Raw genomic sequence first — 21,241 nt, 5'->3', positions numbered from 1 at the left:
GATCACCAATACTGTTTATTTGTACAGTATTGGTGATCCTACCCTGCGCTACCCGTGAGGGCAAGCCGATGCGTTAACCCTGTAACGTGAAACGCTGCGAGGACGCGGTCAGCTCCCGGGTCTGGCTGGAAAGCCGTTCCACGTGAGCATTCAGTTGCTGGCGAATATCGGCGGTTTCCCGGGTATGGCCATGGATCTGCTCGACTTTCTGGGCGATCTCTTCCGTGGTGGTGGATATGCCATCGATGGAAGAAACCACCTGGTTCATGTCGCCGGCCAGCTGATTGATCGCGCCGCTGATCCGGTCAATGGCTCCGGCGGCCTCTTCCGCGCTTTTTTCGCCCTGATCGGCAGACGCGAGGCCTTCCTCCATCAGTCGGGTTATCGCACTGGTTTCCTTGTTCAGGGAGCTCACGATCTCGGCGATTCCATTGGTCGCTGACACGGTTTTCTCGGCCAGCGAGCGTACTTCATCGGCGACCACGGAGAAGCCTCTGCCGGCTTCACCGGCCCGCGCGGCTTCGATGGCTGCGTTCAGGGCCAGCAGATTGGTCTGTTCTGCGAGACCATTGATCACATCGACAATGGAATTCACCTTTTCTCCGGTTTTGCCCAGCTGACCAATCTGGGTGTGGGTCTGCTGGATTCGTTCAGCCAGCGCGCTCATGCTGTCGGCACTGCGTTTGATGACCTCGGCGCCGTCTTGAGCAGCGGTGTTGGCGTTCTGCGCAGAATCGTTGACCGACTGGGTGTATTGGGCGATGTCGACGGCCGTGTGGGAGATTTCCTGAACGGCGGTGGCGGTCTGCTCGGTTTCGTCTTCCACCTGTTCGCCGTTCCGGCCCATTTGCGCAATGAGGGAATTCAGTTCGGCTTGCAGTTCGGCCAGGGTCTGGTTGCCGGAAATCACCTGGCCAATAACGTCGGACATATCATCCAGCATCTGGTTTGCGGCACTGCCCAGCCGGTTGAATTCGTCTCTGGCGTTGCGGCCCGTTTGAAGCCGCTGACTGAGATCACCGGATGCGACGCGGCTCAGTAAGCCGACGACTTCATCAAGGCGCCGGACCAGTGTCCTTGACGCGGCCGTCAGGGTCAGTACGAGGACCGCCAGCACAATCGCAGCAATAATGACCACGAACCAGGTTGCGGTGCCCCGGGCCTGCTCTGCGGTGGTACCGGTGCTGATGATCAGGCCAGTGCGTAACGCTTCATCCTGGTCCGTAATCTGGTTATGGATCGTTTGCCTCAGAGACTGCAGTTCGGTTTCCATGCCGGACAGTTTCCCAATGACCGCCTGGGCCTCGTTGAAGGCTTTTTCGAAGCCCAGCACTGCCTCGCCAATCACAGTGTCCTGCCAGTCCATCTCTTGAACCACACCGGTCATGTGATCGAGCGTGTCCCGGATGGTTTTGGCATTTGCCGGGTCGTAGGTTTCCAGATAATCACGGTAGATGGAGGAAATCGTGTTGATGTCATTGTCGAACAGGGAAATGACGATTTTCCGGAGATCGTCGTTTACGTAGGTGGTCAGTTTGGCTTTCAGACCGTCCGAGTAAGTCAACCCGAGCTCCTGGCTGCTTTCAAGCCACTGTTGCCGGAGTTGAGTATACTGCGCCATAGCTTTGCGAATGTTCTCAGCCATCCCGCTGATAGCCGGATCAGGCAGTGATGCCGCACGCTGGGCCAGTTCTTCGGACTGTTGCTTGAGTGAAGCCAGACGCTTCAGGTAATCGTCCACCTTGTCCGTGCTCAGGTCGTCACTGACTCGCTCGACGGTAAGCCAATCGGTCAGGAGTGTCAGGGATGCGGCTTCGTAGTTCCGTGCCTCTCCACGTGCTTCGTACGCGTCCGTGACCTTGCTGAGACCACTCAGCGACGTCAGCAGGACAACGGCCAGCCCCACGAAGGTGGCGGCGATCAACAGGTAGAATTTTTGCTTCCAGGACAGGGCCATGCGTATCCTCCGGGTTCCCTTTCAAGCCGTCCGGCGTTGTGCCTTTTAATGTATCGGCGCGGGGAGCGATATCTGCAGTGTTAATCAGGAAAAATGATCAATGTCTGATCTGAGTGTCATCCAGTATGTGCTGATTGGCCTGGCCTTCATCTGGAGTGGCTTTGTCCGCTCCGGTCTGGGCTTTGGCGGTGCCGTACTTTCTTTGCCGTTCCTCCTGCTGATCTATGATCAGCCACTGGTGTTCCTGCCCATCATCGCAGTGCATCTGCTGATCTTTTCGTCCCTTACCATCTGGATGAACAACCGCAAGCGCCCGGAACAGGCGGGGGCGGAGCACACGGGCACAGTGGACTGGGCGTATCTCTGGCGCATTCTGGGCATTATGATCGTGCCCAAACTCATCGGGGTCTTCGGTCTGATTACGCTGCCGGGGAACGTCCTGAGCGCCATTATCTTCGTGATTGTGGCGGTCTATTCCATCTCGTACATCCTCAACAAGCCGTTCCGGAGCGGTAGCCGGACGGTCGATACCCTATTCCTGATGGTGGGCGGCTATATCAGCGGCACCTCGCTGATCGGAGCGCCGCTGGTAATTGCCGTGGCAGCCCAGCACCTTCCGAAGGAGAAGTTGAGGGACACCTTGTTTGCCCTCTGGTTCATCCTCGTTCTGATCAAGCTCGGTGCGTTCATCTGGGCGGGTGTGGATCTGCAGCTTATCCACCACCTGTGGCTGCTTCCCTGCGCCACCGTCGGGCATGTCATCGGCCTGTATGCCCATGAGAGGATGCTCAAGGCCGAAACCCCGGTCTTTTTCCGGGTCCTCGGCGTGGTCCTGTTGGTCGTCAGTTGCGTCGGGGTATTCAGCGTCCTCGATCTTTGAGGGCTGGCGGGGCCGGAGTTAGCTGGCCCTGCCGAATACGCGTCCGAAAAAGCCGACTTCCTTGATGTCGGGCATCCCCAGATCCTCCAGCTGCTCCATCGCCTGCTGCCAGAAGACCTCCGGAGTGTCGAGGTGGGCGACTCGGGCCCTCTCTTCCTTGTCGTAATGGTTGTGCTCACCCTCGATGCCTTCCGCCATGATGGCGCGGGCCCAGAGGCAGATCGCGGCGCGCACGGTTCGGAGCAGATCGCTGTAGGTTTGCCGGCTGACGGAAATGGCCAGGTCGGCGTTCAGATTCAGTCCCTTCTTCAGCCTTTCCAGATCGTCCGCTTCGAGCGACACCCGGTGCCCACTGCCTTTCTTGCAGGCCTGGCAGATCTGCTCAAGCTCTTTGGTCCCCTCCACGAGATCAAGGCGGCCAAATTGCGCCTTCTGCTCCTCCTCGATCGGTGCCGGTATCCAGCCGTACTGGGGGGATTTGGCCACAATATGGCCTGGCTGCTGCCGTCGGTAGGGAGGGGCGGATTCCCGGTCCTGGTAGCCGTCGAATTCGGTTCTTAGCCAGCTGGCGAACTTACGGTGTCGCAGCATCATGGCCAGGGTAATGGCCGAGGGCATGATGTCCTCCAACAGTTCAGAGTCATCAAACAGGCGGCTTTCCAGGTGGTTGACGGATGCGGACATGATTACCTCCTGCGCAACGAAAGCCTCCGTTCATGGCTACCGTTGCGGGTTCTTGTTGTTTTTGGGCATCTTCGGTTGTGAAGATCGATTGCACTGCCTAAAAAGTAGACATGGGACGTCGGTTTCACTGTTGTAAAACATTTTCGGTTCGTAACGGAAGGTAAGTTCCGGAGGACGATATGGCATCCGATACGGATTTTCAGGCATTGCGGCAATCGATGGTGGATTATCAGATCGTTGGGCGGGGAATTGATGCACCGCTGGTGGTCGAGGCGATGCGTCGGGTTCGTCGCGAGGCGTTTGTGCCGGAGCATCTGAAAAAGGAGGCGTATGCCGATGGGCCGCTTCCGATCGGATCCGGTCAAACCATTTCCCAGCCCTACATCGTGGCCCTGATGGTGGATGCCCTTGATCTTACGGGCGGCGAAAGGGTACTGGATATCGGGACGGGCTCCGGTTATGCCGCGGCCGTCCTGGCCTGCATTGCCAGCGAGGTCTTCAGCATCGAGCGTATTCCGGAGCTGGCGCAGCAGGCCCGGATCAATCTGGAGGTTGAAGGATTCGATAACATACGTGTGCGCTGCGGGGACGGGACGCTGGGTTGGCCGGAAGAGGCTCCGTTTGATGGGATCGCCGTGGCAGCCGGCGCGCCGGTGGTGCCCGAAGCACTCAAATGCCAGCTGGCGATCGGGGGGCATCTCGTGATCCCGGTCGGTTCGGGGCAGGTGTCCCAGTCGCTGTTGCGAATTACCCGCCTTTCCGAGGACACCTATTCCAGGCAGGATCTCGGCGGTGTGCGGTTTGTCCCCCTGCTCGGTGAGCAGGGGTGGTCCTGACTCAGCCCCGGCGCTCGTGGGTACTTTCGAAAATCTTGTCCGCCGATGCGGCAACGAACCCGGTATAAAGCTGTCCGTCCGCTTTGGGGTAGCGACGGGCAAACTCGTAGAAACAGCTGGGGATCACGGCCTCCCTGTCGGAAAACGCCACCGGCACCCGGTCGGCCATGGTTGATGACTGTTCCAGCAGATCTTCCGGGGAGCCTTTCACTTCGCCTCCGGAATCGTTCACGGTGAATCCCTGGTCTTTCAGAAGCTGATTCATCTCGACAACAGACTGGATGCTGTCCAGATGATTGATGCTGACCGTAAAGTGGTTCGCCCGATAGCCCCACGCAGCCAGCCAGGAAGCGTACTCGCTGACTTCCGCAAGCATAAGGTAGGTTTCATGACTGATCTGCCATGGGCGCCCCGAATACGGGAAATCGGATCGCCGGACGCGGTCGGGATCGACCTCGGACACCAGGTTCCGGATGGTTGCCTGTATCGGTTCAGGAAATTTCTCCACCAACAGCTCCGAGATGAACACTTTCGGCGCGTCCTGGTCCGGGTGCTCATAGTGGCGGGCGTATAGCTTTTTTGCCTCGAAATGGTACTCGCCGCCGGGCTGATACCCCAGAGCCAGAAAGGGTTCTGCCAGGGCGTCGAGGCCAACGGGATCGAGGTTGAAGGTTCTCAGCGCGATGTGATCGTTCACGATCGGCCGGGATTCCCGTTCCGCGAGCAGCTGGTGAACCCGTTCGGCGGACGGAGTGACCGACCGGTACTGCTCCCAGAGTTGGCTGAAAAGCTCGTGACGCTCAGTGTGCATGATGTCTTTCTCCAAAGCGGTGTGCGTTCATGGCTGAGGCATCGGGCTGTTCATGGGGCCGTGATGCGCTATTCGGTTGCAGCGGCAGGCTCCAGGCAACGCCGTCGGCCTGGAGGCCAAGGTTTTCGGCCAGACGGGGGCCGATCCTCACCGATTCGCCAGTGGCAAGCATGTTGTCATGCTCCGTGATCGTTGCCCGAAAATCCGACAACCGGCCGTTCGCCACGATCATCGGACTCATCAGTTCGTCCGGAGCATCGCTGGCGTTGGCATCGAGAATGACCGAGGCACGCCGTGACTGACGAATACTGCGAATGCGGCGCAATTCCGCCTCGACCGTTGGTCCCGCATCGAACAGGTCCACGAAGCCGCGGGGGCGGAATCCTTCGTTCTCCAGCATGCGAAGGGCAGGCTGTGTCTGCGGGTGTACCTGGCCGATGACAGCCCGAGCTTCTCGGCTCATCAGGTGGGTGTACAGTGGGGCGCCAGGCATGAGTTCGTCAATGAAATCGGTATAGCCGGCCCCCACCAGGCTGGTCGCCGATGCAAACTCCATGTCGACAAAGTGTTCCCGCAACCAGCTCCAGAAGGGGGACTGTCCCGCGGCATCCGACACCCCTCGCATCTCCGCAATCACCGTGCTGGAAAACCGATCCGGGTGCTGGGCCATGAACAGGAAGCGGACCCGCGACAACAGTTTGCCGGCATTGGCCCGCCGGAAGTCCGGACGGAGATACAACGAACAGATTTCGGTGCAGCCTGTGTAGTGATTGCACCGGGTCAGCGTATCGACCTGCTTTCGCAGCCCCAGCTCCCGGGAGTGGTGGACCACGGTATTGTGATGGAAATGATAAAGCGGGCGGGTCTGGCCGGCGCAGGCTTCGATGCCGGTGGTTCCCATGATCGAACCGGTCGCCGGATCCTCGAGCACAAACAGATAGTGCTCATCGGAGGGAGTCTCAACCTCGCGGGCAAAGCTTTCGACCGAGTGCTCAATCTTGCGCAGGAGCGCATCCCGATCGGGCATCAGGGATGTAAAGCCGGGGCCGGATTCGTCGGCAATCCGGTAAAGGGCGTCCAGATCTTTGGGGGCAACCGGTCTTATGAGCATGGCCAGAGCTTCCTGCAGGGTTTTGCGCCAGTATGAGGTGCCTTCCTGCCGGTTTGCAGTTCCAAAACGATCGAAATGATCTATTATTTGAGCAAATTGAGATATTCAGGTGTCGGAATGATTAATGCGCAAGACGAGAAACTGCTGTCGCTGCTTCGGCAGAACGCCCGGGCCAGTGTCACCGACCTGGCCAAGGCGCTTCATGTTTCCCGTTCCACCGTTCAGAACCGTCTGGCACGTCTCGAACGGACCGGCGTGATTCGGGGCTATTCGGTTGAGCTTGGTGGGGATTATCTGGCCAGTCAGGTGGAGGCCCACGTGTCCATCAAGGTTGTGCAGAAACTGACGGCCCGGACGAATACCGCACTTGAAGGCATCCGCCAGGTCTCTCAGCTTTTTTCGGTCAGTGGGGAATACGACCTGATTGCCATCGTCCAGGCGAGCTCTCTGGAAGCCCTGAGCAAGGTGCTGGACGATATCGGAAATCTGGAGGGCGTCGAACGGACCAACTCCGCCGTGGTCCTGGAAACCCGGTTCCGCCGCTAGTCGCCAGGGGCGTCAGGAACCAAGCAATCCAGCGTAGGCGCAATACAGAAATGCGCCTGAGCCCACGAGAATCAGGCCCCAAGCGGGAAAAATCAGAAATGAACGAGTCGACGTTTTCATAGCCACCTCCTGCAGTGATGCTATTGCATACGCGTCTTTCCTCACTCTAGACCAGTTTTGACGTATGTCACGTCGGATGATGATGTTCCGGGCGCCTGCGGAGAATTGGTTATCACAAACGGTGGTAAATGCTATTGAGCTCGGGACGAACTGGGCTACTATGAATCGGGATTCATAACAATAAACAGCCTCCGCACGCACTGGCTGGACAACAATTATAAGGAGTTGCGCATGGCGGAAGATTCAAGCAGGCAAACGTCGTTGCACTGTTTCTTTTACTGGGCTGAGCACCGGCCGGACAGTGTCTACCTGACCCAGCCGTATCCGGACGGGCGGGTCGAGGATATCACCTGGGCCGAGGCGGCAGACCAGGTTTCCCGGATGGCTGGCTACCTGGTCAGTCTGGGGCTGCCGGCGCACAGCAGTATCGCCATTCTGGGTAAAAATTCCGCGCACTGGATCCTTGCGGATCTCGCCATATGGGCCGCCGGCCATGTCAGTGTCCCGTTGTATCCGACCCTCAATGGCGAAACCGCCGCCTACATTCTTGATCACAGCCAGGCACAACTGCTGTTTCTCGGCAAGATGGACGGCACAGCCGATGGCTGGAACGATATAAAGCAGCATATGCCGGAGGATCTGCCCGTCGTCTCGCTACCTTTGTCGCCGCGCAAGGACACGCCGACATGGCAGGGGATCATTGAGCGGCAGGCGCCCGAAACGCCGCGTTGGCCGGATCCCGATGAGCTGGCAACCATTGTTTACACCTCCGGCAGTACCGGCCGGCCCAAAGGCGTAATGCACAGTTTCCGGAACATGGTGTCGGTGGCGGAAGGGTTGCAGCAACTGTTTCCCGTCGGGACCGAAGAACGCATGCTCTCGTACCTGCCCCTCGCCCATGTGGCGGAGCGGGCCGCGGTTGAGACCCAGTCGCTCTACTATGGCTTCCACCTTTACTTTGCCAATTCCCTGGACACCTTCCAGGAAGACCTCCAGCGTGCCCGGCCGACCCTGTTTTTCTCCGTACCCCGCCTGTGGATGAAGTTCTATCTGAGCATCAATGCGAAACTGCCGCCACGGAAACAGAAACTGCTGTTCAACCTTCCGATCCTCGGTTCCCTCGTCAAGAAAAAGGTGCTTCGTCAATTGGGGCTGGATCATTGCCGGGCGGCGCTTACAGGAGCAGCGCCGCTTTCTGCGGACATCATTGCCTGGTATCGCAACCTGGGGCTGGAGCTCCTTGAGGTCTACGGCATGTCCGAGAACTTTGGCTACTCCCACGCCAACCGTCCCGGCGCCGCGCGGGCAGGGTATGTCGGTGTACCCAATCCCGGAGTAGAGCACCGGATCGGTGAGGGCGGGGAAGTCCAGGTCCGGAGCCCAGGTCAGATGCTGGGGTATTTCCGTAATGAAGAAAAAACCCGGGAAGACATCACCGAGGATGGTTTCCTGAAAACCGGGGATATGGGCGAGATCGATTCAGACGGCTCGCTGCGGATAACCGGGCGGGTCAAGGATCTGTTCAAGACCGCGAAAGGGAAGTATGTGGTACCGGTTCCCATCGAGAACCGGTTCAATCATCCCGGTGCGGAAGTCGTCTGCGTTGCCGGTGCCAATCAGCCACAGCCGTGCATGATGGTGTTGCTGTCCGACGAGCTCCGGTCAGCGCTCGCCAATGGGGCGGACAGGGCGGAGCTGGAACGGGAACTGGCAGCGGAGCTGGATGCCGTCAATACGGCCTGCGAATCCCATGAGAAAGTCGCATTTCTGGCTGTCGTGAAGGAGCCCTGGACGATGGAAAACGGCATGCTGACACCGACCATGAAGATCAAGCGAAATGTGATTGAGGCGTTCTACAATGCCCGCATGGATGACTGGTTTGCGAGGAACACCAAAGTCGTCTGGGATTTCTGACTGGTTTGAGCTGCATTCATACGAAAAACGCCGGCAATCTGCCGGCGTCTTTTTAGGTCTGCTCCCTGATTGCGCTATGCGAATCAGTGGCCGCCCTGGATCTGTGTCATGTCCTGAGTCATCTCCGCTGTCCTGCGGTTGAAAACTCGAACCTTGCGACTGATAAACTGCACCGCCTGCTTTGCAGCAGCACGGGTATACTGGCGCCTGACCTCAGCACTGTTGTGGAGGATACTGGACGGCAGGGGTTGAACGGTCGCGATATGGTTCTGAGTCATAGCGCCTTCCTCCTATACTATCTGGTGGATTAAGTAGGGATCTATCTTTAATTTACAAACTATTATAAGGATTCTTTTTTGCAGCTTGAATACGTTAAAATCCGTATCCGCGTTGCAAATATGCAGTGATTATGGACTGGGATTATCTTCGATACGTAAGGGCTCTTGCAATAGGTGGAACGCTTGCAAAGGCCGGTGAATTACTGGGTGTGCACCAAACCACTGTTTTGCGGCGACTTGACCAGATGGAAGAGTCGCTCGGTGTGCAGTTTTTCGAACGCAATCGGGACGGATTGCAGCTGACGCCCGTTGGAGAAATGGCCTTTCGGGAGGCTGAACGACTGGCCACGGACATGGAAAATCTCCAGCGAAAACTGGTCGGAGGTGACTCGGCGCCGGTTGGCAAAGTCCGGATCGCGGCCGAGGACATGATGATGAACGAACTGCTCAGCCCGATTCTGGCGGAGTTGGTTCGTGAGTACCCGGACATCGAGCTCGAGGTCCTCACGGATAACGACGTGGCCAATCTCAGCCACCGGGAAGCCGACCTGACCCTGCGTCCGGAGAACAAACCCCAGGCAACCCTGGAGGGCGAGCGGATCGCAGCCGTTGAATCGGCGGTTTACGGTGCGGCCCGGTATTGCCGGCGTAACCGGGATATGGACATTGAGAACCGACCGGAGGAGTGCCTTTGGATCATCCCGGACGAGACCTTCAGTCAGCTGGCGACCGGGCGCTGGTATCGCAAACACCTCAAAAACGTGTCTTCCTTTATTCGATGTAACAGCCTTCAGTCGATGGTCTCGCTGGCGCGGGCTGGTGCGGGACTGGCGGTATTGCCCTGTTATATTGGTGAGAGCGCCCGGGAACTTCGCCGGCTGTCCGATCCCCTGGAGGGCGAAAGTGTGGATCTTTGGCTACACGTCAATCAGGATACCCAACAGATGGCGCGGGTGCGGATTGTCATGGAGTTTCTGGTGGATCGGCTGCGGGCCCTGGAGTCGGCGATCGAGGTCAGTCCGACGCTCTGATCAGCTTTCGGTCGAACAGAAGGGCCAGAACTGGTACCAGCGCCAGCACTGGAATTCCTGTTCGCACTGCTGCAACTGGTTGTCGTATCGAAAGGCGCGGGCCCTCACCCGGCTGGCCAGCGACTTCAGTGCGGGTTTCGATCGATAGGAGCCGCTGGCGTAGCCACTCCGGCCTTCATGGTAAGCAAGGTAGAGCTCTCTGGGGGAGGTCAGGGGGATGCCGAGCCGGTCATGACTCAGGCGGTTATACCAGCCGACAAAGTCCAGCGCGTACTCCATATCGGATCGAACGGTGAGCCAGCTTCCGCCATTGGCCTCGAGGTAGTCCCGCCATGCGGGATCCAGGGCCTGGGCGTAGCCGAAAGCCGTCGTGGGCCGGGTCCAGGGAATGAATCCCCAAAGGATCGCTCTGGGCGGCCTGGCGTGGCTGCGGAAGGACGACTCGTAATAAACGAACGCCATCTGGGTGGCGATCGGTGTGCCCCATTTGTCCCGGGATTGGCGGGCATAGTCGTACCAGACGGTGTGTTCCCGGAAAATTCCGCACAGGTTTTCGGGATCGCTGGGTGGGCCCGGTTCCAGCAGACTGAAACGGAGTGATGCCCAGATCGCCACCAGCAGGCCCAGCAGTGGCCATCCGTACCATCGGGCCCGGCGGCGCCAGACCTCAAGCTGTTTCATCAGTCGGCGAGTACGCCGGGACCGGGACTTCCCCATCTATCCTACCAAACCGTCATCTGTACCTGTGCGTTATCGCTTGCCGAAGCGCCGATGTGCATGCCATAAACGGCATGTTCTCAATTCAGGATGATAGTGAAATGCGATTTGCCACCCTAGTTAAACCTCTTTTATTCGCTGCGTTGCTCGTCGGTGACGGCGTGGCTGAGGCAGCGACCACGTCCCGGCAGGTTCTGGAGGCGTCGCCGATCGACGATATTGTCGCGCAATACCCTGCGATGATGAGCCGGGGAATCCGGCAGGGCCTCCAGCGGAATGACCAGGTGCCTCCAGTTGTGGCCAATGCGATTGGTCAGGTCGTGAGCAGCAGCATCCGGGCCGAGGACATTGAACAGCGAATTCTGGACGACCTGGACCGGTCGCTCTCTGCCGAACAGCTTCAGTCCGTAAAGGATTGGTATGAAACACCGCAGGCCGGCAAGCTGTCCCGGGCCGAAATCGCCGCCTCTGCGCCCTCGGCGTGGCCGACGATCCAGCAGCAGGCACCGGCACTGAACAAACGCTTCAAAGGTACGGACCGTGCAAAACTGTTTGATCGCTTCGATCGCGCGTCCCGGGCAACGGAAAGTGCGGTGGACACCGCTGTTGCACTTCAGTTGAGCCTGGCATCCGCCATGTCGGCTCTCAGTGGCGAGCCTGCGTCGGACGCGCAGACCCGTCAGCGCATTGAAAGTCAGCGTGACAGGCTAAAGGGGATCGTGGGCCAGCAGGTTTATGACAGCTACCTGTACACTTACCAGGATTTCAGCAATCAGGAGCTGAAGCTGTACCTCGATTTCCTGGAGAGCGATGCCGGTTCGGCATTTACCCGGGTGGTCACCCGGAGCATCCAGCAGGCGATTACCGAACCGGTGGACAACATGGGCGCCCAGATTGCCCGGTTCCTCAACCCGGCACTGTCAGGCGGTCAGTAAATTGTCCGAGTTCCCGGTAAAGGACCTCCCGCTGCCGCTGGTAACGATGGGAAAAATGAAAGGCGATCAGTTGGCGGACCCGCGCTTCGTTGGCGATCCGCGCACAGGCTTCGGTCGTCAGGTGATGGGTCCGGTGCGCCTGGTCGCGATCTTTCACCATAAATGAGGCTTCGCAGAACAGCGTGTGCGCTCCCTTTGCCAGATCGGCCACTTTACGCAGGTTCTCGGGACTCTCGGCAAAGTCGGTCGCGTACGCAATTGATTCACCGGGGGCCTGTATCAGCAGCCGACGGGCAAGGTCCCCGGCCCGGAAGGTGGAATGCCGGTCGGGCGAAATCAGGGTATCCGGGCGCTTCCGAAGGACTGCCATCTTCAGGTCGTGCAGCCAGTGGCCGGGTTCGAAGTTCCCGGCTCTGAGTTGATCATTGCGGACCTGGAGTTTGCCAAAGGGTTCAAAGGCGTAGGCCAGTACCGGCGTGCCATGGTCCAGCAGGGCGGCCCGCACCTGAAAAACCGGCTCACTGTGCAGCACCCCTCCCGGCGTTGGTCGATCCTCCAGTGGTGTTGAAGCGCTATCGCCCACCCGGATACGCCAGCGCTTGAGATGGTCGCCGTGCCATTCATTGACTTCGAAAACCGGCCCCCGGTCTTCGATTCTGTCCCAGAGGATGCCGCGGATCATGCCTGCGACGTGGTCCATCAGTCCCGGTGGACCGAACAGGCGGCAGGGTGGAAAGTGGCCGATCCGGCTGCGCAGGAACCACAGGAAACCGCCGATGTGGTCCGCGTGACAATGGGTGATGAAGACATCGCTGACCTGGTGTGCCGAGCGGAGGGGCATGCGCCCGGTATCCCCCAGATCGAATAACAGGCTGCGAGACTGGTGCAACATTCGCAGTTGCATCAGGGGGTCTCCGCCAACACCATTGACCAGTGACGCCACCGTGTGACCCACTCTCGCGGCCACCTGCGGTTCCGTCGCGACACTGGTGAGGGCGCCCAGTTGGACGCTTACCTCGACGGGGTGGCTGCCCTTTGCCTGGTCATCCATCGAATCCCTCGTTCTTCGGGTCGGAAATTTGTACTGGACCCGATTTGGGTCCAATCTTCCTAGTATATGCCGTGAGGAGAGCTCCTATGGACTTCAATGCCTATCAGAAATCCCTGTCCTCACAACTCAGAGGAATAGAGTGCCCGTTTCCGGAGTCGGAATACAATCAGCGCCTGAGACGCGTGCGGGACGGAATGGCCGATGCGGACTACGGTGCGCTGCTTCTGACTGACCCGGCGGATATTTTTTACCTGACCGGATACAGCACGTTTGAAGTGTCCGTCCACGTGGCCCTGGCCGTTACCCAGGACGACATGTTGCTGCAGGTACCATCGATTGAAATGGGGCCGGCGATGGTGACCACGCGGGTGGCAAAGGTGAGCGGCTACCGTTGGGAGGGCATCGGGGAAGTGCTTGAGCCCCTGGTCCAGACCCTCAACGATGGCGTCGAAACCGTCGCGATCGATGCCTGGCATGGATCCCTTCGGCAAGGCGTGCTGGAAGGGTTGAAAGCCCGGCTTCCCGGGGTGCGTTTCGTCAACAATGGCGGACTGCTCAAGCGTATCCGCATCGTCAAATCTCCTGCGGAGATAGACTACCTGCGGGAAAGCGCAAGGATTACGGGTATCGGGCTGCAGGCCGCCTGTGCGGCGGTCCGGCCCGGTGTGACCGACAATGAGATCGCGGCCGCGGGTGCCAAGGCGCTGATCGAGGCGGGCAGCGAATTCATGAGCATGCAGCCGATCGTCACCACGGGCCGCCGGAGCAGCGTGATCCATTGCAACCACAAGCGAACGGTGGTTCAGGAAGGCGATCCGGTTTTCCTGGAGTTCGGTGCCGCCTGGCAAAGGTACACGGCCCCCATGATGCAGACCATTGTGGCGGGTGGGACTCCGAGCTCCGAGATGCGCCGGGTATTTGATGGCTGTCGCCGGATTGTTGATGCTCTTCTGGAAACCGTCCGTCCGGGCGTTACTTTTGACGAGGCGGCCCAAAGGGCGGAGCTGGCTCTGCAGCCACTGGCCGGGAAAGTATTTTTTTCAGGGGTCTACGGTTATACCGTGGGGGCCCAGTTCCCGCCATCCTGGGTTGAAGGTTCCGGTTTCATTGCCAAGGGGGGAAACACCGAGTTTGCGCCGGGAATGGTCTTCCATCTGCCGATCTGTCTGCGGGTGCCGGGGCAGTGGGGCATTGGCTGCAGCGAGACGGTCATCGTGACCGAGAGCGGGGCGGAGCCGATCACCCGGAACCCCTGGACGCTCGGCTCCTGACCCCGGTATCGATCAGCTGCGGGAAGTCACTTCCAGCAGGTGATAGCCAAACTGGGTCTTGATCGGCCCGATCACGGTATTCAGTTCGCTGTTGAACACCGCCTTGTCGAATTCCGGCACCATCTGGCCCGGTCCGAACGAGCCCAGGTCGCCGCCGTTGCGACCGGATGGGCAGGATGAGTGCTGTTTCGCGACTTCGGCGAAGTCCTGACCGCCTTCGATCGCCTTTTTCAGTTCTTCACACTTTGCTTCGCTGTCTACCAGAATGTGGCGTGCGGTTGCCTGTGCCATGATTCGTATCCTTTATGGTCTTTGAATGAATACTGCAGAGAGGGAGATGCTGCCCGGACCGTCCGCCGGAGGCAAGCGGTTTTTATCCGTGTTTCTGCGGCCTCACGCTGCTCCGTTCAAACCTGTACAATGCCGGCTTTCTCTCGCCGGCGCCCGACCGGCCCCACGTTGATAGGTTTGTTTCTTGATCTCCACCGCGAATATCACCATGCAGTTCGGGGCCAAGCCCCTGTTTGAAAATGTTTCCGCGAAATTTGGCAATGGCAACCGTTATGGCCTGATCGGCGCCAACGGCTGTGGCAAGTCCACCCTGATGAAAATCCTCGGGGGCGATCTGGAGCCCTCTGCGGGCCAGGTCATGCTCGAGCCCAACACCCGTCTGGGTAAACTGCGTCAGGACCAGTTTGCCTATGAGGACTGCACGGTGATGGATACCGTGATCATGGGCCATGAGGAACTCTGGCAGGTGAAAAAGGAGCGGGACCGGATCTATTCCCTGGCCGAAATGAGCGAGGAAGACGGCATGGCGGTGGCGGACCTGGAGGTCCGGTTTGCCGAAATGGACGGCTATACCGCGGAATCCCGGGCGGGCGAGTTGCTGCTCGGGCTGGAGATCCCGCTTGAGGACCACAATGGCCCGATGAGTGCGCTGGCACCCGGCTGGAAGCTTCGTGTGCTCCTGGCCCAGGCGCTGTTTTCCGATCCGGACGTCCTGCTGCTGGACGAGCCCACCAACCACCTGGACATCAACACCATCCGCTGGCTGGAAAGCATCCTGGTGGCCCGCAACAGCACCATGATCATCATTTCCCACGATCGCCACTTCCTGAACAGTGTCTGTACTCACATGGCGGATCTGGACTACGGCGAACTGCGCCTGTTCCCGGGCAATTACGATGAATACATGACTGCCGCCACCCAGGCCCGTGAGCGCATGCTGGCGGACAACGCCAAGAAAAAGGCTCAGATTGCCGAGCTGCAGCAGTTCGTCAGCCGCTTCTCGGCCAACGCATCCAAGGCCAAGCAGGCCACCTCCCGGGCCCGGCAGATCGACAAGATCCAGCTGGAAGAGGTCAAGCCGTCCAGCCGTGTCAGTCCGTTTATCCGGTTTGAGCAGGGCAAGAAGCTGCACCGTCAGGCCGTTACCCTGAAAGACCTGAGCAAAGGTTTTGATGGCGTTCCCCTGTTCAACAAACTGAACATGCAGATTGAAGCGGGAGAACGGGTGGCCATCATCGGCCCGAATGGCATCGGCAAGACCACGTTGCTCCAGTGTATGGCAGGCGCCTACGAGCCGGATGCCGGCGAGGTAAAATGGACCGACAGTGCCGAGGTTGGCTACTTCGCCCAGGACCACACGGCGGATTTTGCCGACGATGAAACGCTCACCGACTGGATGGCCCAGTGGACCAAGGGCGGAGAGCAGCTGGTTCGCGGCACGCTTGGGCGGATGCTGTTCTCGGGTGACGACATCGGCAAATCGGTCAAGGTGATTTCCGGGGGCGAGCAGGGGCGCATGCTGTTCGGCAAGCTGATCCTGCAGAAGCCCAACGTGATGCTGATGGATGAGCCGACCAACCACCTGGACATGGAATCCATCGAGGCACTGAACCTGGCGCTGGAGAATTACCCGGGGACGCTGATTTTCGTCAGCCACGACCGGGAGTTTGTGTCTTCGTTGGCGACCCGGATCATTGAGCTGAAGGCGGATGGGGTGACGGACTTCAGTGGGACTTATGATGATTACCTTCGGAGTCAAGGGTACCTGTGAGGCTCAGGCGTTGGGTGCGGGCGGCCGTGTGAGACTGGCTTTCCAAAACCCGCTCCTTCGGCCCGTCCCTGGGGCGCTTGAGCTCCGCCATCCTTGGCTCCGCACAGTTTTGGAAAGCCAGTCTCACACGGCCGCTCCAAGTTGTGAGTGAGCCTCAAATCAAACATTGGAAACGTAAAAGCATGGGCGAGACCGAAATCATTAACGCCACCCGACAATGGGTCGAAGACGTTGTCGTTGGTTACAACCTCTGCCCGTTTGCCAAACGAGAACTGGTCCGGAACCGGGTGCGGTTTGTCGTAACGGACGCTCAGACCGAAGACGAGCTGCTGCAGGCACTGCACTCAGAGCTACAACGTCTGGACGACGAGCAAGAGATCGAAACCACACTTCTGGTGCATCCGGGCGTTTTGCAGGACTTTGGGGCCTACAATGAGTTTCTGGATGCGGCCGACGGTCTGTTGGCGTATCTCGAAATGGAAGGGATCTACCAGATTGCCAGTTTTCATCCGAATTACCGGTTCGAAGGCACTGAGCCGGATGCAGCGGAGAATTACACCAACCGTTCTCCGTTCCCGATGCTGCACCTGTTGCGCGAAGCCAGTCTGGAAGCGGCGATCGACAGCTATCCGGATGTCAATGGCATCCCCCAGCGGAATATTGAATTGATGGAAAAACTGGGCGCCGGGAAGATGCGGAGTATTCTCGAGGCTTGCGTTGATGCTTCCAGCCCGGAGCAGACAGGGGAGTAAATAGCAGGAATGGCTGGGCAGGCGCTTTCAAAACTGTGCGGAGCCATGGATGGCGGAGCCCAAGCGCCCCATGGATGGGCCGCAAGGAGCGGGTTTTGAAAGCGCCTGCCCAGCCATTCTTTGCACAGACTTTCAGGCCAGGGACGGCGAACTCATAATTGTCGTTCAAGACACATACCAGAAGAGCCAGAACATATGGGACTGCTTTTCGAGCAAATTGACAGCCAGCCGTCGGAAATCGGGGAGATTACACTCCGTCGCCGTCGCATTCCGGCGATCGGTGATCGCGACATCTTTGAGGTAAAGCTCGGCGATGAATTTCTCATGTCCAGCATGTTCGTGGACGCCGAAGTTGCGCTCTCGGACCTCGGCCTGAATGCCTGCGAAGGGGATAACCTCAGCGTGGTGGTGGGTGGCCTGGGCCTTGGTTATACCGCTGTGGCCGCCCTCAAACACGAGCGCGTGAGCGAGTTGCTGATTGTCGAATACCTCGAACCGGTGATCCGCTGGCACCAGCAGGAACTGGTGCCGCTGGGGGCTGACATCAATGCGGATTCGAGAAGCCGTTACGTCCATGGCAGTTTCTTCGATCTCGCCGTTGCCGAGCCGGAGACCGGTGGGTTCGATCCGGATGAGCCGGGCCGGCTGTTCGACGCCATCCTGCTCGACATTGACCACTCGCCCCGTGCTCTCCTGCACGATTCCAACGCCAGCTTCTACACCACCGACAACATCCGTGGCATGGCGCGCCAGCTCAAACCCCGGGGAATTTTCGCCATGTGGTCCAATGAAGGTGAAGATCCCGAGTTCATGGCCGTGCTCCGGGAGGTGTTCGTTGATGTGGAGTGTCATGTCGTGACATTCTTTAATCCGTTCCAGAACAGGGAATCGTTCAATACCGTATATGTAGCCCGAAAACCGGATTGAGCCGTATAGAGTTCGTATGCCTGCAACCACGCACCGAACCCGCCCTTTCAGCGCCAGCCAGCGCCTGCCGGACACTGGTGAGCCGCTGGTGACCCTCGATCCCGCCGACGCGGGAGCACAGCTTGCGCAGTTCATTCATCGCCATCCCAGACTCCTTATCCTGACCGGGGCTGGTGTCAGCACCGACTCCGGTATTCCGGATTACCGGGACGGCGATGGGGCCTGGAAACGCAAGCAGCCGGTGCAGCACCAGGATTTCATGGCCAGTGATCACACCCGGCAGCGCTACTGGGGGCGGAGCCTGATCGGCTGGCCGGTGATGCGAAACGCCACGCCCAATCCGTCCCATTTCCACATCGCCGATCTGGAACTGCTCAATCACAGCAATCTGGTGGTCACCCAGAACGTGGATCGGCTGCACCAGAAAGCGGGGACCCACGGGGTTCTGGATCTGCACGGTCGGGCGGATGAAGTACTGTGTATGAGTTGCGGCTATCGGTGTCCCCGGGATGAGGTCCATGATCGCTGTGCGGATCTGAACCCCGGCTTTCTCAAGTACACGGCAACAACCGCTCCGGACGGGGACGCGGATCTTGATGTGGACTTTGCCGATTTCCGCGTGGCGGATTGCCCGAAGTGCAGCGGCATACTCAAGCCGGACGTGGTGTTCTTTGGCGACTATGTCCCGAAGCAACGTGTAACGTCTGCCCTGGATGCTCTGCAAGCCAGTGACGGACTGCTGGTGGTTGGCTCGTCACTGATGGTGTATTCCGGGTTCCGGTTCTGCCGTTACGCGAAGGAATGGAACAAGCCCATGGCCACGCTGAACCTCGGCCGTACCCGGGCCGAGGAGCTGGTGGACCTGAAGCTCAACGCGCGCATCGGGGAGACCTTGCGCACAGCGCTTGAGCGTCTTTGAACCGGATCAGGCAAAACCCAGGGTTTTTCGCCATTTGCGGAGCAGGAAGTAGGTGTCGTGCTGCCAGGGATGAAAATCCGGACGGAAGTAATCCAGGTATTCCGGCACGATCGCAGTAAACATGCCGCGGCGCCCCCAGAGCCGATTCAGGCCGCGGGCCCAGGATTTCAGGTTGGCCAGTTCCCCGTCTTCCCGCATCAGTTCCACGATAAAGGCGTGGATGGCGACCATCACCAGAACCGTGGCCAGTGCCATGGTTCCCATCCGGATTGCATAATCCGCTGGTCCTTTTCCGTACACCTGCTGATAGGCATCAAAGGCGACTGCCTTGTGCTCGTTTTCCTCAACGCAGTGCCAGGCCCAGAGGGTTCGCATGGTTGGATCGATGGCCTCTACGAGGTCTTCCCGGCGCAGGAGCTGGGCCGAGAGGATGCCGGTAAAGTGTTCCAGGGCGACCGTGCCGGCCAGGTGTACCCGTTCGTTTTTCAATAACGGGAGATCCTTGACCGACAGGAATCCCCGGGTCCATCCCTCCAGCTTCTTGACATCAAAGCCGTTGCGGATGGCGCCTTCGTTGAAATGCCCGTGTTCTTTGGCGTGCATGGCTTCCTGTCCGATGAACGCACTGATGTCCTTCTGCAGTTGCGGATCCTGAACCTTCTCCCGAACCGCCCGGACGCTGGCCACGAAATAGCGTTCGCCATCCGGAAACAGCGCCGACAGGGCATTGAACAAGTGGGTCATGAACGGATCGTTATCGACCCAGTGGCGGGGTACGTCGTCAAAGCCGAAGTCCTGGCGACGGACCGGGAAAGATGCGGTGACTGCAGACATAGTGAAAGCCTCACTGATTGATCGGGATCGCCCGACACAGTACGAGGCTTTGCGCGCTCTTGTCCGGTCAGAAGGGGACAGATGTTTGTCGGACCGGCGTAACGTCGACGAAAGTCGAGGTCGCGGGGAGCGGAAGGACCGCTCCCCGGTTCAGGATTACAGGAGGTTGTAGATAAAGACTGTAGCCACCGCAATCGGCGTGACAAAGCGCACGGTCACGTACCAGAGCTTGAAGGCCGGTGCGGACAGGGCGAGTTCCTTTTCCATGGCCTGGCGCGACATCACCCAGCCGGCGAACACCGCGACTGCCAGGCCACCGAGCGGCAGCAGAATGTTTGCGGTGAAGAAGTCCAGCAGGTCGAAGATAGTCTTGCCTTCGAGCATCGGGATGAAGCCAAGGGGGGTGACATCGGACCAAAGGTTCAGGGACAGAATCGAGGCAATGCCCAGTGCCCAGCACACGATCCCGGCAATCAGGGTGCTGATGGTCCGGTTCATCCCCTTGCGTTCTTCGAGCCATTCCACGATCGGTTCCAGTAGGGAGATGCCGGATGTCCAGGCGGCAAAGATCAGCAGGACGAAGAACAGGGTGCCGAAAAAGCTGCCAAACGGCATCTGACCGAAGGCAAGCGGTAGGGTCTGGAAAATCAGGCCGGGACCGGCACCTGGTTCAAGGCCGTTGGCGAATACCACCGGGAAGATGGCCAGCCCCGCAAGCAGAGCGACACCCGTATCAATGATTGAAACCGTGATCGAGGTTTTCGCGATGGAAATGCCCTTGGGCAGATAGGAGCCGTAGGCGATCATAACCGCCATACCGAGGCTCAGGGTGAAGAAAGCATGCCCCAGCGCGACCAGAAGGCCAGTGGTTGTCAGCTTCGAAAAGTCCGGCTCAAACAGGAAGGCTGCCCCTTTGGCGAAGCCGCCGGAGGTCATCGCGTAGCCGACCATGATCAGCAGCAGAACGAACAGGGCCGGCATGAGCAGGGTTACCGCCCTTTCCAGGCCTGAGTGAACACCTTTCGCCACGACGACCATGACCAGGGCCATGAACACACTGTGCCAGAGTAGAAGGGTGAGCGGCTCCGAGAGCAGACCGGAGAAGATCGCACCGATGGCATCGGCCGACTGGCCGGTCAGCTGGCCGCTGGCGGCGGTGCCGACGTAGGAAACGGCCCAGCCGCCGATCACCGAATAAAACGAGAGAATCAGGAAACCGGCCAGGATGCCGATGGCTCCCACCAGCTTCCACGCGGGCTTGAGGCGATCCCGCTCGGCGATCATTTGCAGGCTTTTGACGGGGTTGTGACCGCCCCGCCGTCCGATCATGACCTCCGCCATCATGATGGGAATGCCAACCACGGCGATACACAGCAGATACATCAAGACGAATGCGCCGCCGCCGTTTTCACCGGTGATGTAGGGAAACTTCCAGATATTGCCGAGCCCCACCGCCGAGCCCGTGGCGGCGAGTATGAAGGCGAGTCGTGATGACCAGAGTCCGCGCTTGGCGCTGGAACCCTCAAGTGCCCCGCTGTAGGTGGCGGAACCGGATGAAGTGACAGACATGACAGTCTCCTGCAGTACTTGTTGTTGTCAGGGAAA

Annotated in this window: 21 protein-coding genes; 11 read left to right on the top strand and 10 right to left on the bottom strand. The window is 59.1% G+C overall.

What is annotated here, in order from left to right; all coding sequences use genetic code 11:
- Window positions 1-73: 73 nt before the first annotated feature.
- Window positions 74-1,957, bottom strand: coding sequence for a methyl-accepting chemotaxis protein (locus tag MSNKSG1_RS09860; protein WP_008939114.1), 1,884 nt, complete (start codon window positions 1,955-1,957; stop codon window positions 74-76).
- Between the two features lie 100 nt (window positions 1,958-2,057).
- On the opposite strand from MSNKSG1_RS09860, the gene MSNKSG1_RS09855 reads away from it, so the two are divergent.
- Entirely contained in the window at window positions 2,058-2,837 is a 780-nt protein-coding gene (locus tag MSNKSG1_RS09855) for a sulfite exporter TauE/SafE family protein (protein WP_008939113.1), read from the top strand.
- A gap of 18 nt (window positions 2,838-2,855) precedes the next feature.
- Here MSNKSG1_RS09855 and MSNKSG1_RS09850 read toward each other — a convergent pair whose 3' ends face one another.
- Window positions 2,856-3,521, bottom strand: a complete 666-nt coding sequence (locus MSNKSG1_RS09850; protein ID WP_008939112.1) for an AbiTii domain-containing protein — start codon at window positions 3,519-3,521, stop codon at window positions 2,856-2,858.
- A 179-nt stretch (window positions 3,522-3,700) separates the two neighbouring features.
- On the opposite strand from MSNKSG1_RS09850, the gene MSNKSG1_RS09845 reads away from it, so the two are divergent.
- Window positions 3,701-4,357: a protein-L-isoaspartate(D-aspartate) O-methyltransferase gene (locus MSNKSG1_RS09845; RefSeq protein WP_008939111.1), complete on the top strand. Its 657-nt coding sequence runs from the start codon at window positions 3,701-3,703 to the stop codon at window positions 4,355-4,357.
- 1 nt (window position 4,358) lies between these two features.
- On the opposite strand, the gene MSNKSG1_RS09840 is transcribed toward MSNKSG1_RS09845, so the two are convergent.
- Together MSNKSG1_RS09840 and MSNKSG1_RS09835 are read right to left on the bottom strand one after the other, a co-directional pair.
- A complete protein-coding gene (locus MSNKSG1_RS09840; protein ID WP_008939110.1) occupies window positions 4,359-5,168 on the bottom strand; it encodes a DUF1338 domain-containing protein in 810 nt (269 codons plus the stop codon).
- On the bottom strand, window positions 5,158-6,279 hold the full coding sequence (locus tag MSNKSG1_RS09835; protein ID WP_008939109.1) for an arginine N-succinyltransferase: 1,122 nt from the start codon (window positions 6,277-6,279) through the stop codon (window positions 5,158-5,160). The genes MSNKSG1_RS09840 and MSNKSG1_RS09835 overlap by 11 nt, the downstream gene beginning before the upstream one ends.
- A 117-nt stretch (window positions 6,280-6,396) precedes the next feature.
- Between MSNKSG1_RS09835 and MSNKSG1_RS09830 the strand changes: the two genes are divergently transcribed.
- Together MSNKSG1_RS09830 and MSNKSG1_RS09825 are read left to right on the top strand one after the other, a co-directional pair.
- Entirely contained in the window at window positions 6,397-6,825 is a 429-nt protein-coding gene (locus MSNKSG1_RS09830) for an Lrp/AsnC family transcriptional regulator (RefSeq protein WP_008939108.1), read from the top strand.
- A gap of 351 nt (window positions 6,826-7,176) precedes the next feature.
- The gene (locus tag MSNKSG1_RS09825; RefSeq protein WP_008939107.1) at window positions 7,177-8,859 is read left to right on the top strand and encodes an AMP-binding protein; all 1,683 of its coding nucleotides are present in this window, start codon (window positions 7,177-7,179) and stop codon (window positions 8,857-8,859) included.
- A gap of 83 nt (window positions 8,860-8,942) precedes the next feature.
- On the opposite strand, the gene MSNKSG1_RS09820 is transcribed toward MSNKSG1_RS09825, so the two are convergent.
- Entirely contained in the window at window positions 8,943-9,137 is a 195-nt protein-coding gene (locus MSNKSG1_RS09820; protein WP_008939106.1) for a hypothetical protein, read from the bottom strand.
- 131 nt (window positions 9,138-9,268) lie between these two features.
- Here MSNKSG1_RS09820 and MSNKSG1_RS09815 point away from each other — a divergent pair, with 131 nt between their 5' ends.
- Window positions 9,269-10,168 (top strand): LysR family transcriptional regulator, encoded by a 900-nt coding sequence (locus MSNKSG1_RS09815; RefSeq protein ID WP_040886744.1) that lies wholly within the window; start codon window positions 9,269-9,271, stop codon window positions 10,166-10,168.
- Here MSNKSG1_RS09815 and MSNKSG1_RS09810 read toward each other — a convergent pair whose 3' ends face one another.
- Window positions 10,169-10,849: a transglycosylase SLT domain-containing protein gene (locus MSNKSG1_RS09810; protein WP_008939104.1), complete on the bottom strand. Its 681-nt coding sequence runs from the start codon at window positions 10,847-10,849 to the stop codon at window positions 10,169-10,171.
- Window positions 10,850-10,986: 137 nt separating this feature from the next.
- Between MSNKSG1_RS09810 and MSNKSG1_RS09805 the strand changes: the two genes are divergently transcribed.
- A complete protein-coding gene (locus MSNKSG1_RS09805; RefSeq protein WP_008939103.1) occupies window positions 10,987-11,820 on the top strand; it encodes a DUF2059 domain-containing protein in 834 nt (277 codons plus the stop codon).
- Here MSNKSG1_RS09805 and MSNKSG1_RS09800 read toward each other — a convergent pair.
- On the bottom strand, window positions 11,792-12,871 hold the full coding sequence (locus tag MSNKSG1_RS09800) for an MBL fold metallo-hydrolase (RefSeq protein WP_008939102.1): 1,080 nt from the start codon (window positions 12,869-12,871) through the stop codon (window positions 11,792-11,794). The two genes, MSNKSG1_RS09805 and MSNKSG1_RS09800, sit on opposite strands and share 29 nt — an antisense overlap.
- An 86-nt stretch (window positions 12,872-12,957) precedes the next feature.
- Here MSNKSG1_RS09800 and MSNKSG1_RS09795 point away from each other — a divergent pair, with 86 nt between their 5' ends.
- Window positions 12,958-14,142 carry a M24 family metallopeptidase gene (locus tag MSNKSG1_RS09795; RefSeq protein WP_008939101.1) on the top strand — a complete coding sequence of 395 codons (1,185 nt, stop codon included), beginning with the start codon at window positions 12,958-12,960 and terminating at the stop codon, window positions 14,140-14,142.
- 12 nt (window positions 14,143-14,154) lie between these two features.
- Here the strand turns inward: MSNKSG1_RS09795 and MSNKSG1_RS09790 are convergent, their stop codons facing one another.
- Entirely contained in the window at window positions 14,155-14,433 is a 279-nt protein-coding gene (locus MSNKSG1_RS09790) for a peptidylprolyl isomerase (protein ID WP_008939100.1), read from the bottom strand.
- Window positions 14,434-14,617: 184 nt separating this feature from the next.
- Between MSNKSG1_RS09790 and MSNKSG1_RS09785 the strand changes: the two genes are divergently transcribed.
- The 4 genes from MSNKSG1_RS09785 to MSNKSG1_RS09770 all read left to right on the top strand — a co-directional run bounded on the left by MSNKSG1_RS09785 (window position 14,618) and on the right by MSNKSG1_RS09770 (window position 18,802).
- Window positions 14,618-16,204, top strand: a complete 1,587-nt coding sequence (locus MSNKSG1_RS09785) for an ABC-F family ATPase (RefSeq protein ID WP_008939099.1) — start codon at window positions 14,618-14,620, stop codon at window positions 16,202-16,204.
- A 182-nt stretch (window positions 16,205-16,386) separates the two neighbouring features.
- Window positions 16,387-16,956 (top strand): DUF1415 domain-containing protein, encoded by a 570-nt coding sequence (locus tag MSNKSG1_RS09780; protein WP_008939098.1) that lies wholly within the window; start codon window positions 16,387-16,389, stop codon window positions 16,954-16,956.
- Window positions 16,957-17,151: 195 nt separating this feature from the next.
- Window positions 17,152-17,883 (top strand): polyamine aminopropyltransferase, encoded by a 732-nt coding sequence (locus MSNKSG1_RS09775; protein ID WP_008939097.1) that lies wholly within the window; start codon window positions 17,152-17,154, stop codon window positions 17,881-17,883.
- A 16-nt stretch (window positions 17,884-17,899) separates the two neighbouring features.
- Window positions 17,900-18,802 (top strand): NAD-dependent protein deacetylase, encoded by a 903-nt coding sequence (locus MSNKSG1_RS09770; RefSeq protein ID WP_008939096.1) that lies wholly within the window; start codon window positions 17,900-17,902, stop codon window positions 18,800-18,802.
- Window positions 18,803-18,808: 6 nt separating this feature from the next.
- Here MSNKSG1_RS09770 and MSNKSG1_RS09765 read toward each other — a convergent pair whose 3' ends face one another.
- Both MSNKSG1_RS09765 and MSNKSG1_RS09760 read right to left on the bottom strand, forming a co-directional pair.
- Entirely contained in the window at window positions 18,809-19,636 is an 828-nt protein-coding gene (locus tag MSNKSG1_RS09765) for a metal-dependent hydrolase (RefSeq protein WP_008939095.1), read from the bottom strand.
- Window positions 19,637-19,792: 156 nt separating this feature from the next.
- Window positions 19,793-21,205, bottom strand: coding sequence for a sodium-dependent transporter (locus MSNKSG1_RS09760; protein WP_008939094.1), 1,413 nt, complete (start codon window positions 21,203-21,205; stop codon window positions 19,793-19,795).
- Window positions 21,206-21,241: the final 36 nt, after the last annotated feature.

Source organism: Marinobacter santoriniensis NKSG1, assembly GCF_000347775.1.
GTDB lineage: Bacteria > Pseudomonadota > Gammaproteobacteria > Pseudomonadales > Oleiphilaceae > Marinobacter > Marinobacter santoriniensis.
This window is presented reverse-complemented; position numbering and strand designations above follow the sequence as displayed.

Coding starts and splice junctions, on each gene's coding strand:
- MSNKSG1_RS09860 (WP_008939114.1), bottom strand. CDS start 1,957: ATGGCCCTGTCCTGGAAGCAAAAATTCTACCTGTTGATCGCCGCCACC.
- MSNKSG1_RS09855 (WP_008939113.1), top strand. CDS start 2,058: ATGTCTGATCTGAGTGTCATCCAGTATGTGCTGATTGGCCTGGCCTTC.
- MSNKSG1_RS09850 (WP_008939112.1), bottom strand. CDS start 3,521: ATGTCCGCATCCGTCAACCACCTGGAAAGCCGCCTGTTTGATGACTCT.
- MSNKSG1_RS09845 (WP_008939111.1), top strand. CDS start 3,701: ATGGCATCCGATACGGATTTTCAGGCATTGCGGCAATCGATGGTGGAT.
- MSNKSG1_RS09840 (WP_008939110.1), bottom strand. CDS start 5,168: ATGCACACTGAGCGTCACGAGCTTTTCAGCCAACTCTGGGAGCAGTAC.
- MSNKSG1_RS09835 (WP_008939109.1), bottom strand. CDS start 6,279: ATGCTCATAAGACCGGTTGCCCCCAAAGATCTGGACGCCCTTTACCGG.
- MSNKSG1_RS09830 (WP_008939108.1), top strand. CDS start 6,397: ATGATTAATGCGCAAGACGAGAAACTGCTGTCGCTGCTTCGGCAGAAC.
- MSNKSG1_RS09825 (WP_008939107.1), top strand. CDS start 7,177: ATGGCGGAAGATTCAAGCAGGCAAACGTCGTTGCACTGTTTCTTTTAC.
- MSNKSG1_RS09820 (WP_008939106.1), bottom strand. CDS start 9,137: ATGACTCAGAACCATATCGCGACCGTTCAACCCCTGCCGTCCAGTATC.
- MSNKSG1_RS09815 (WP_040886744.1), top strand. CDS start 9,269: ATGGACTGGGATTATCTTCGATACGTAAGGGCTCTTGCAATAGGTGGA.
- MSNKSG1_RS09810 (WP_008939104.1), bottom strand. CDS start 10,849: ATGAAACAGCTTGAGGTCTGGCGCCGCCGGGCCCGATGGTACGGATGG.
- MSNKSG1_RS09805 (WP_008939103.1), top strand. CDS start 10,987: ATGCGATTTGCCACCCTAGTTAAACCTCTTTTATTCGCTGCGTTGCTC.
- MSNKSG1_RS09800 (WP_008939102.1), bottom strand. CDS start 12,871: ATGGATGACCAGGCAAAGGGCAGCCACCCCGTCGAGGTAAGCGTCCAA.
- MSNKSG1_RS09795 (WP_008939101.1), top strand. CDS start 12,958: ATGGACTTCAATGCCTATCAGAAATCCCTGTCCTCACAACTCAGAGGA.
- MSNKSG1_RS09790 (WP_008939100.1), bottom strand. CDS start 14,433: ATGGCACAGGCAACCGCACGCCACATTCTGGTAGACAGCGAAGCAAAG.
- MSNKSG1_RS09780 (WP_008939098.1), top strand. CDS start 16,387: ATGGGCGAGACCGAAATCATTAACGCCACCCGACAATGGGTCGAAGAC.
- MSNKSG1_RS09775 (WP_008939097.1), top strand. CDS start 17,152: ATGGGACTGCTTTTCGAGCAAATTGACAGCCAGCCGTCGGAAATCGGG.
- MSNKSG1_RS09770 (WP_008939096.1), top strand. CDS start 17,900: ATGCCTGCAACCACGCACCGAACCCGCCCTTTCAGCGCCAGCCAGCGC.
- MSNKSG1_RS09765 (WP_008939095.1), bottom strand. CDS start 19,636: ATGTCTGCAGTCACCGCATCTTTCCCGGTCCGTCGCCAGGACTTCGGC.
- MSNKSG1_RS09760 (WP_008939094.1), bottom strand. CDS start 21,205: ATGTCTGTCACTTCATCCGGTTCCGCCACCTACAGCGGGGCACTTGAG.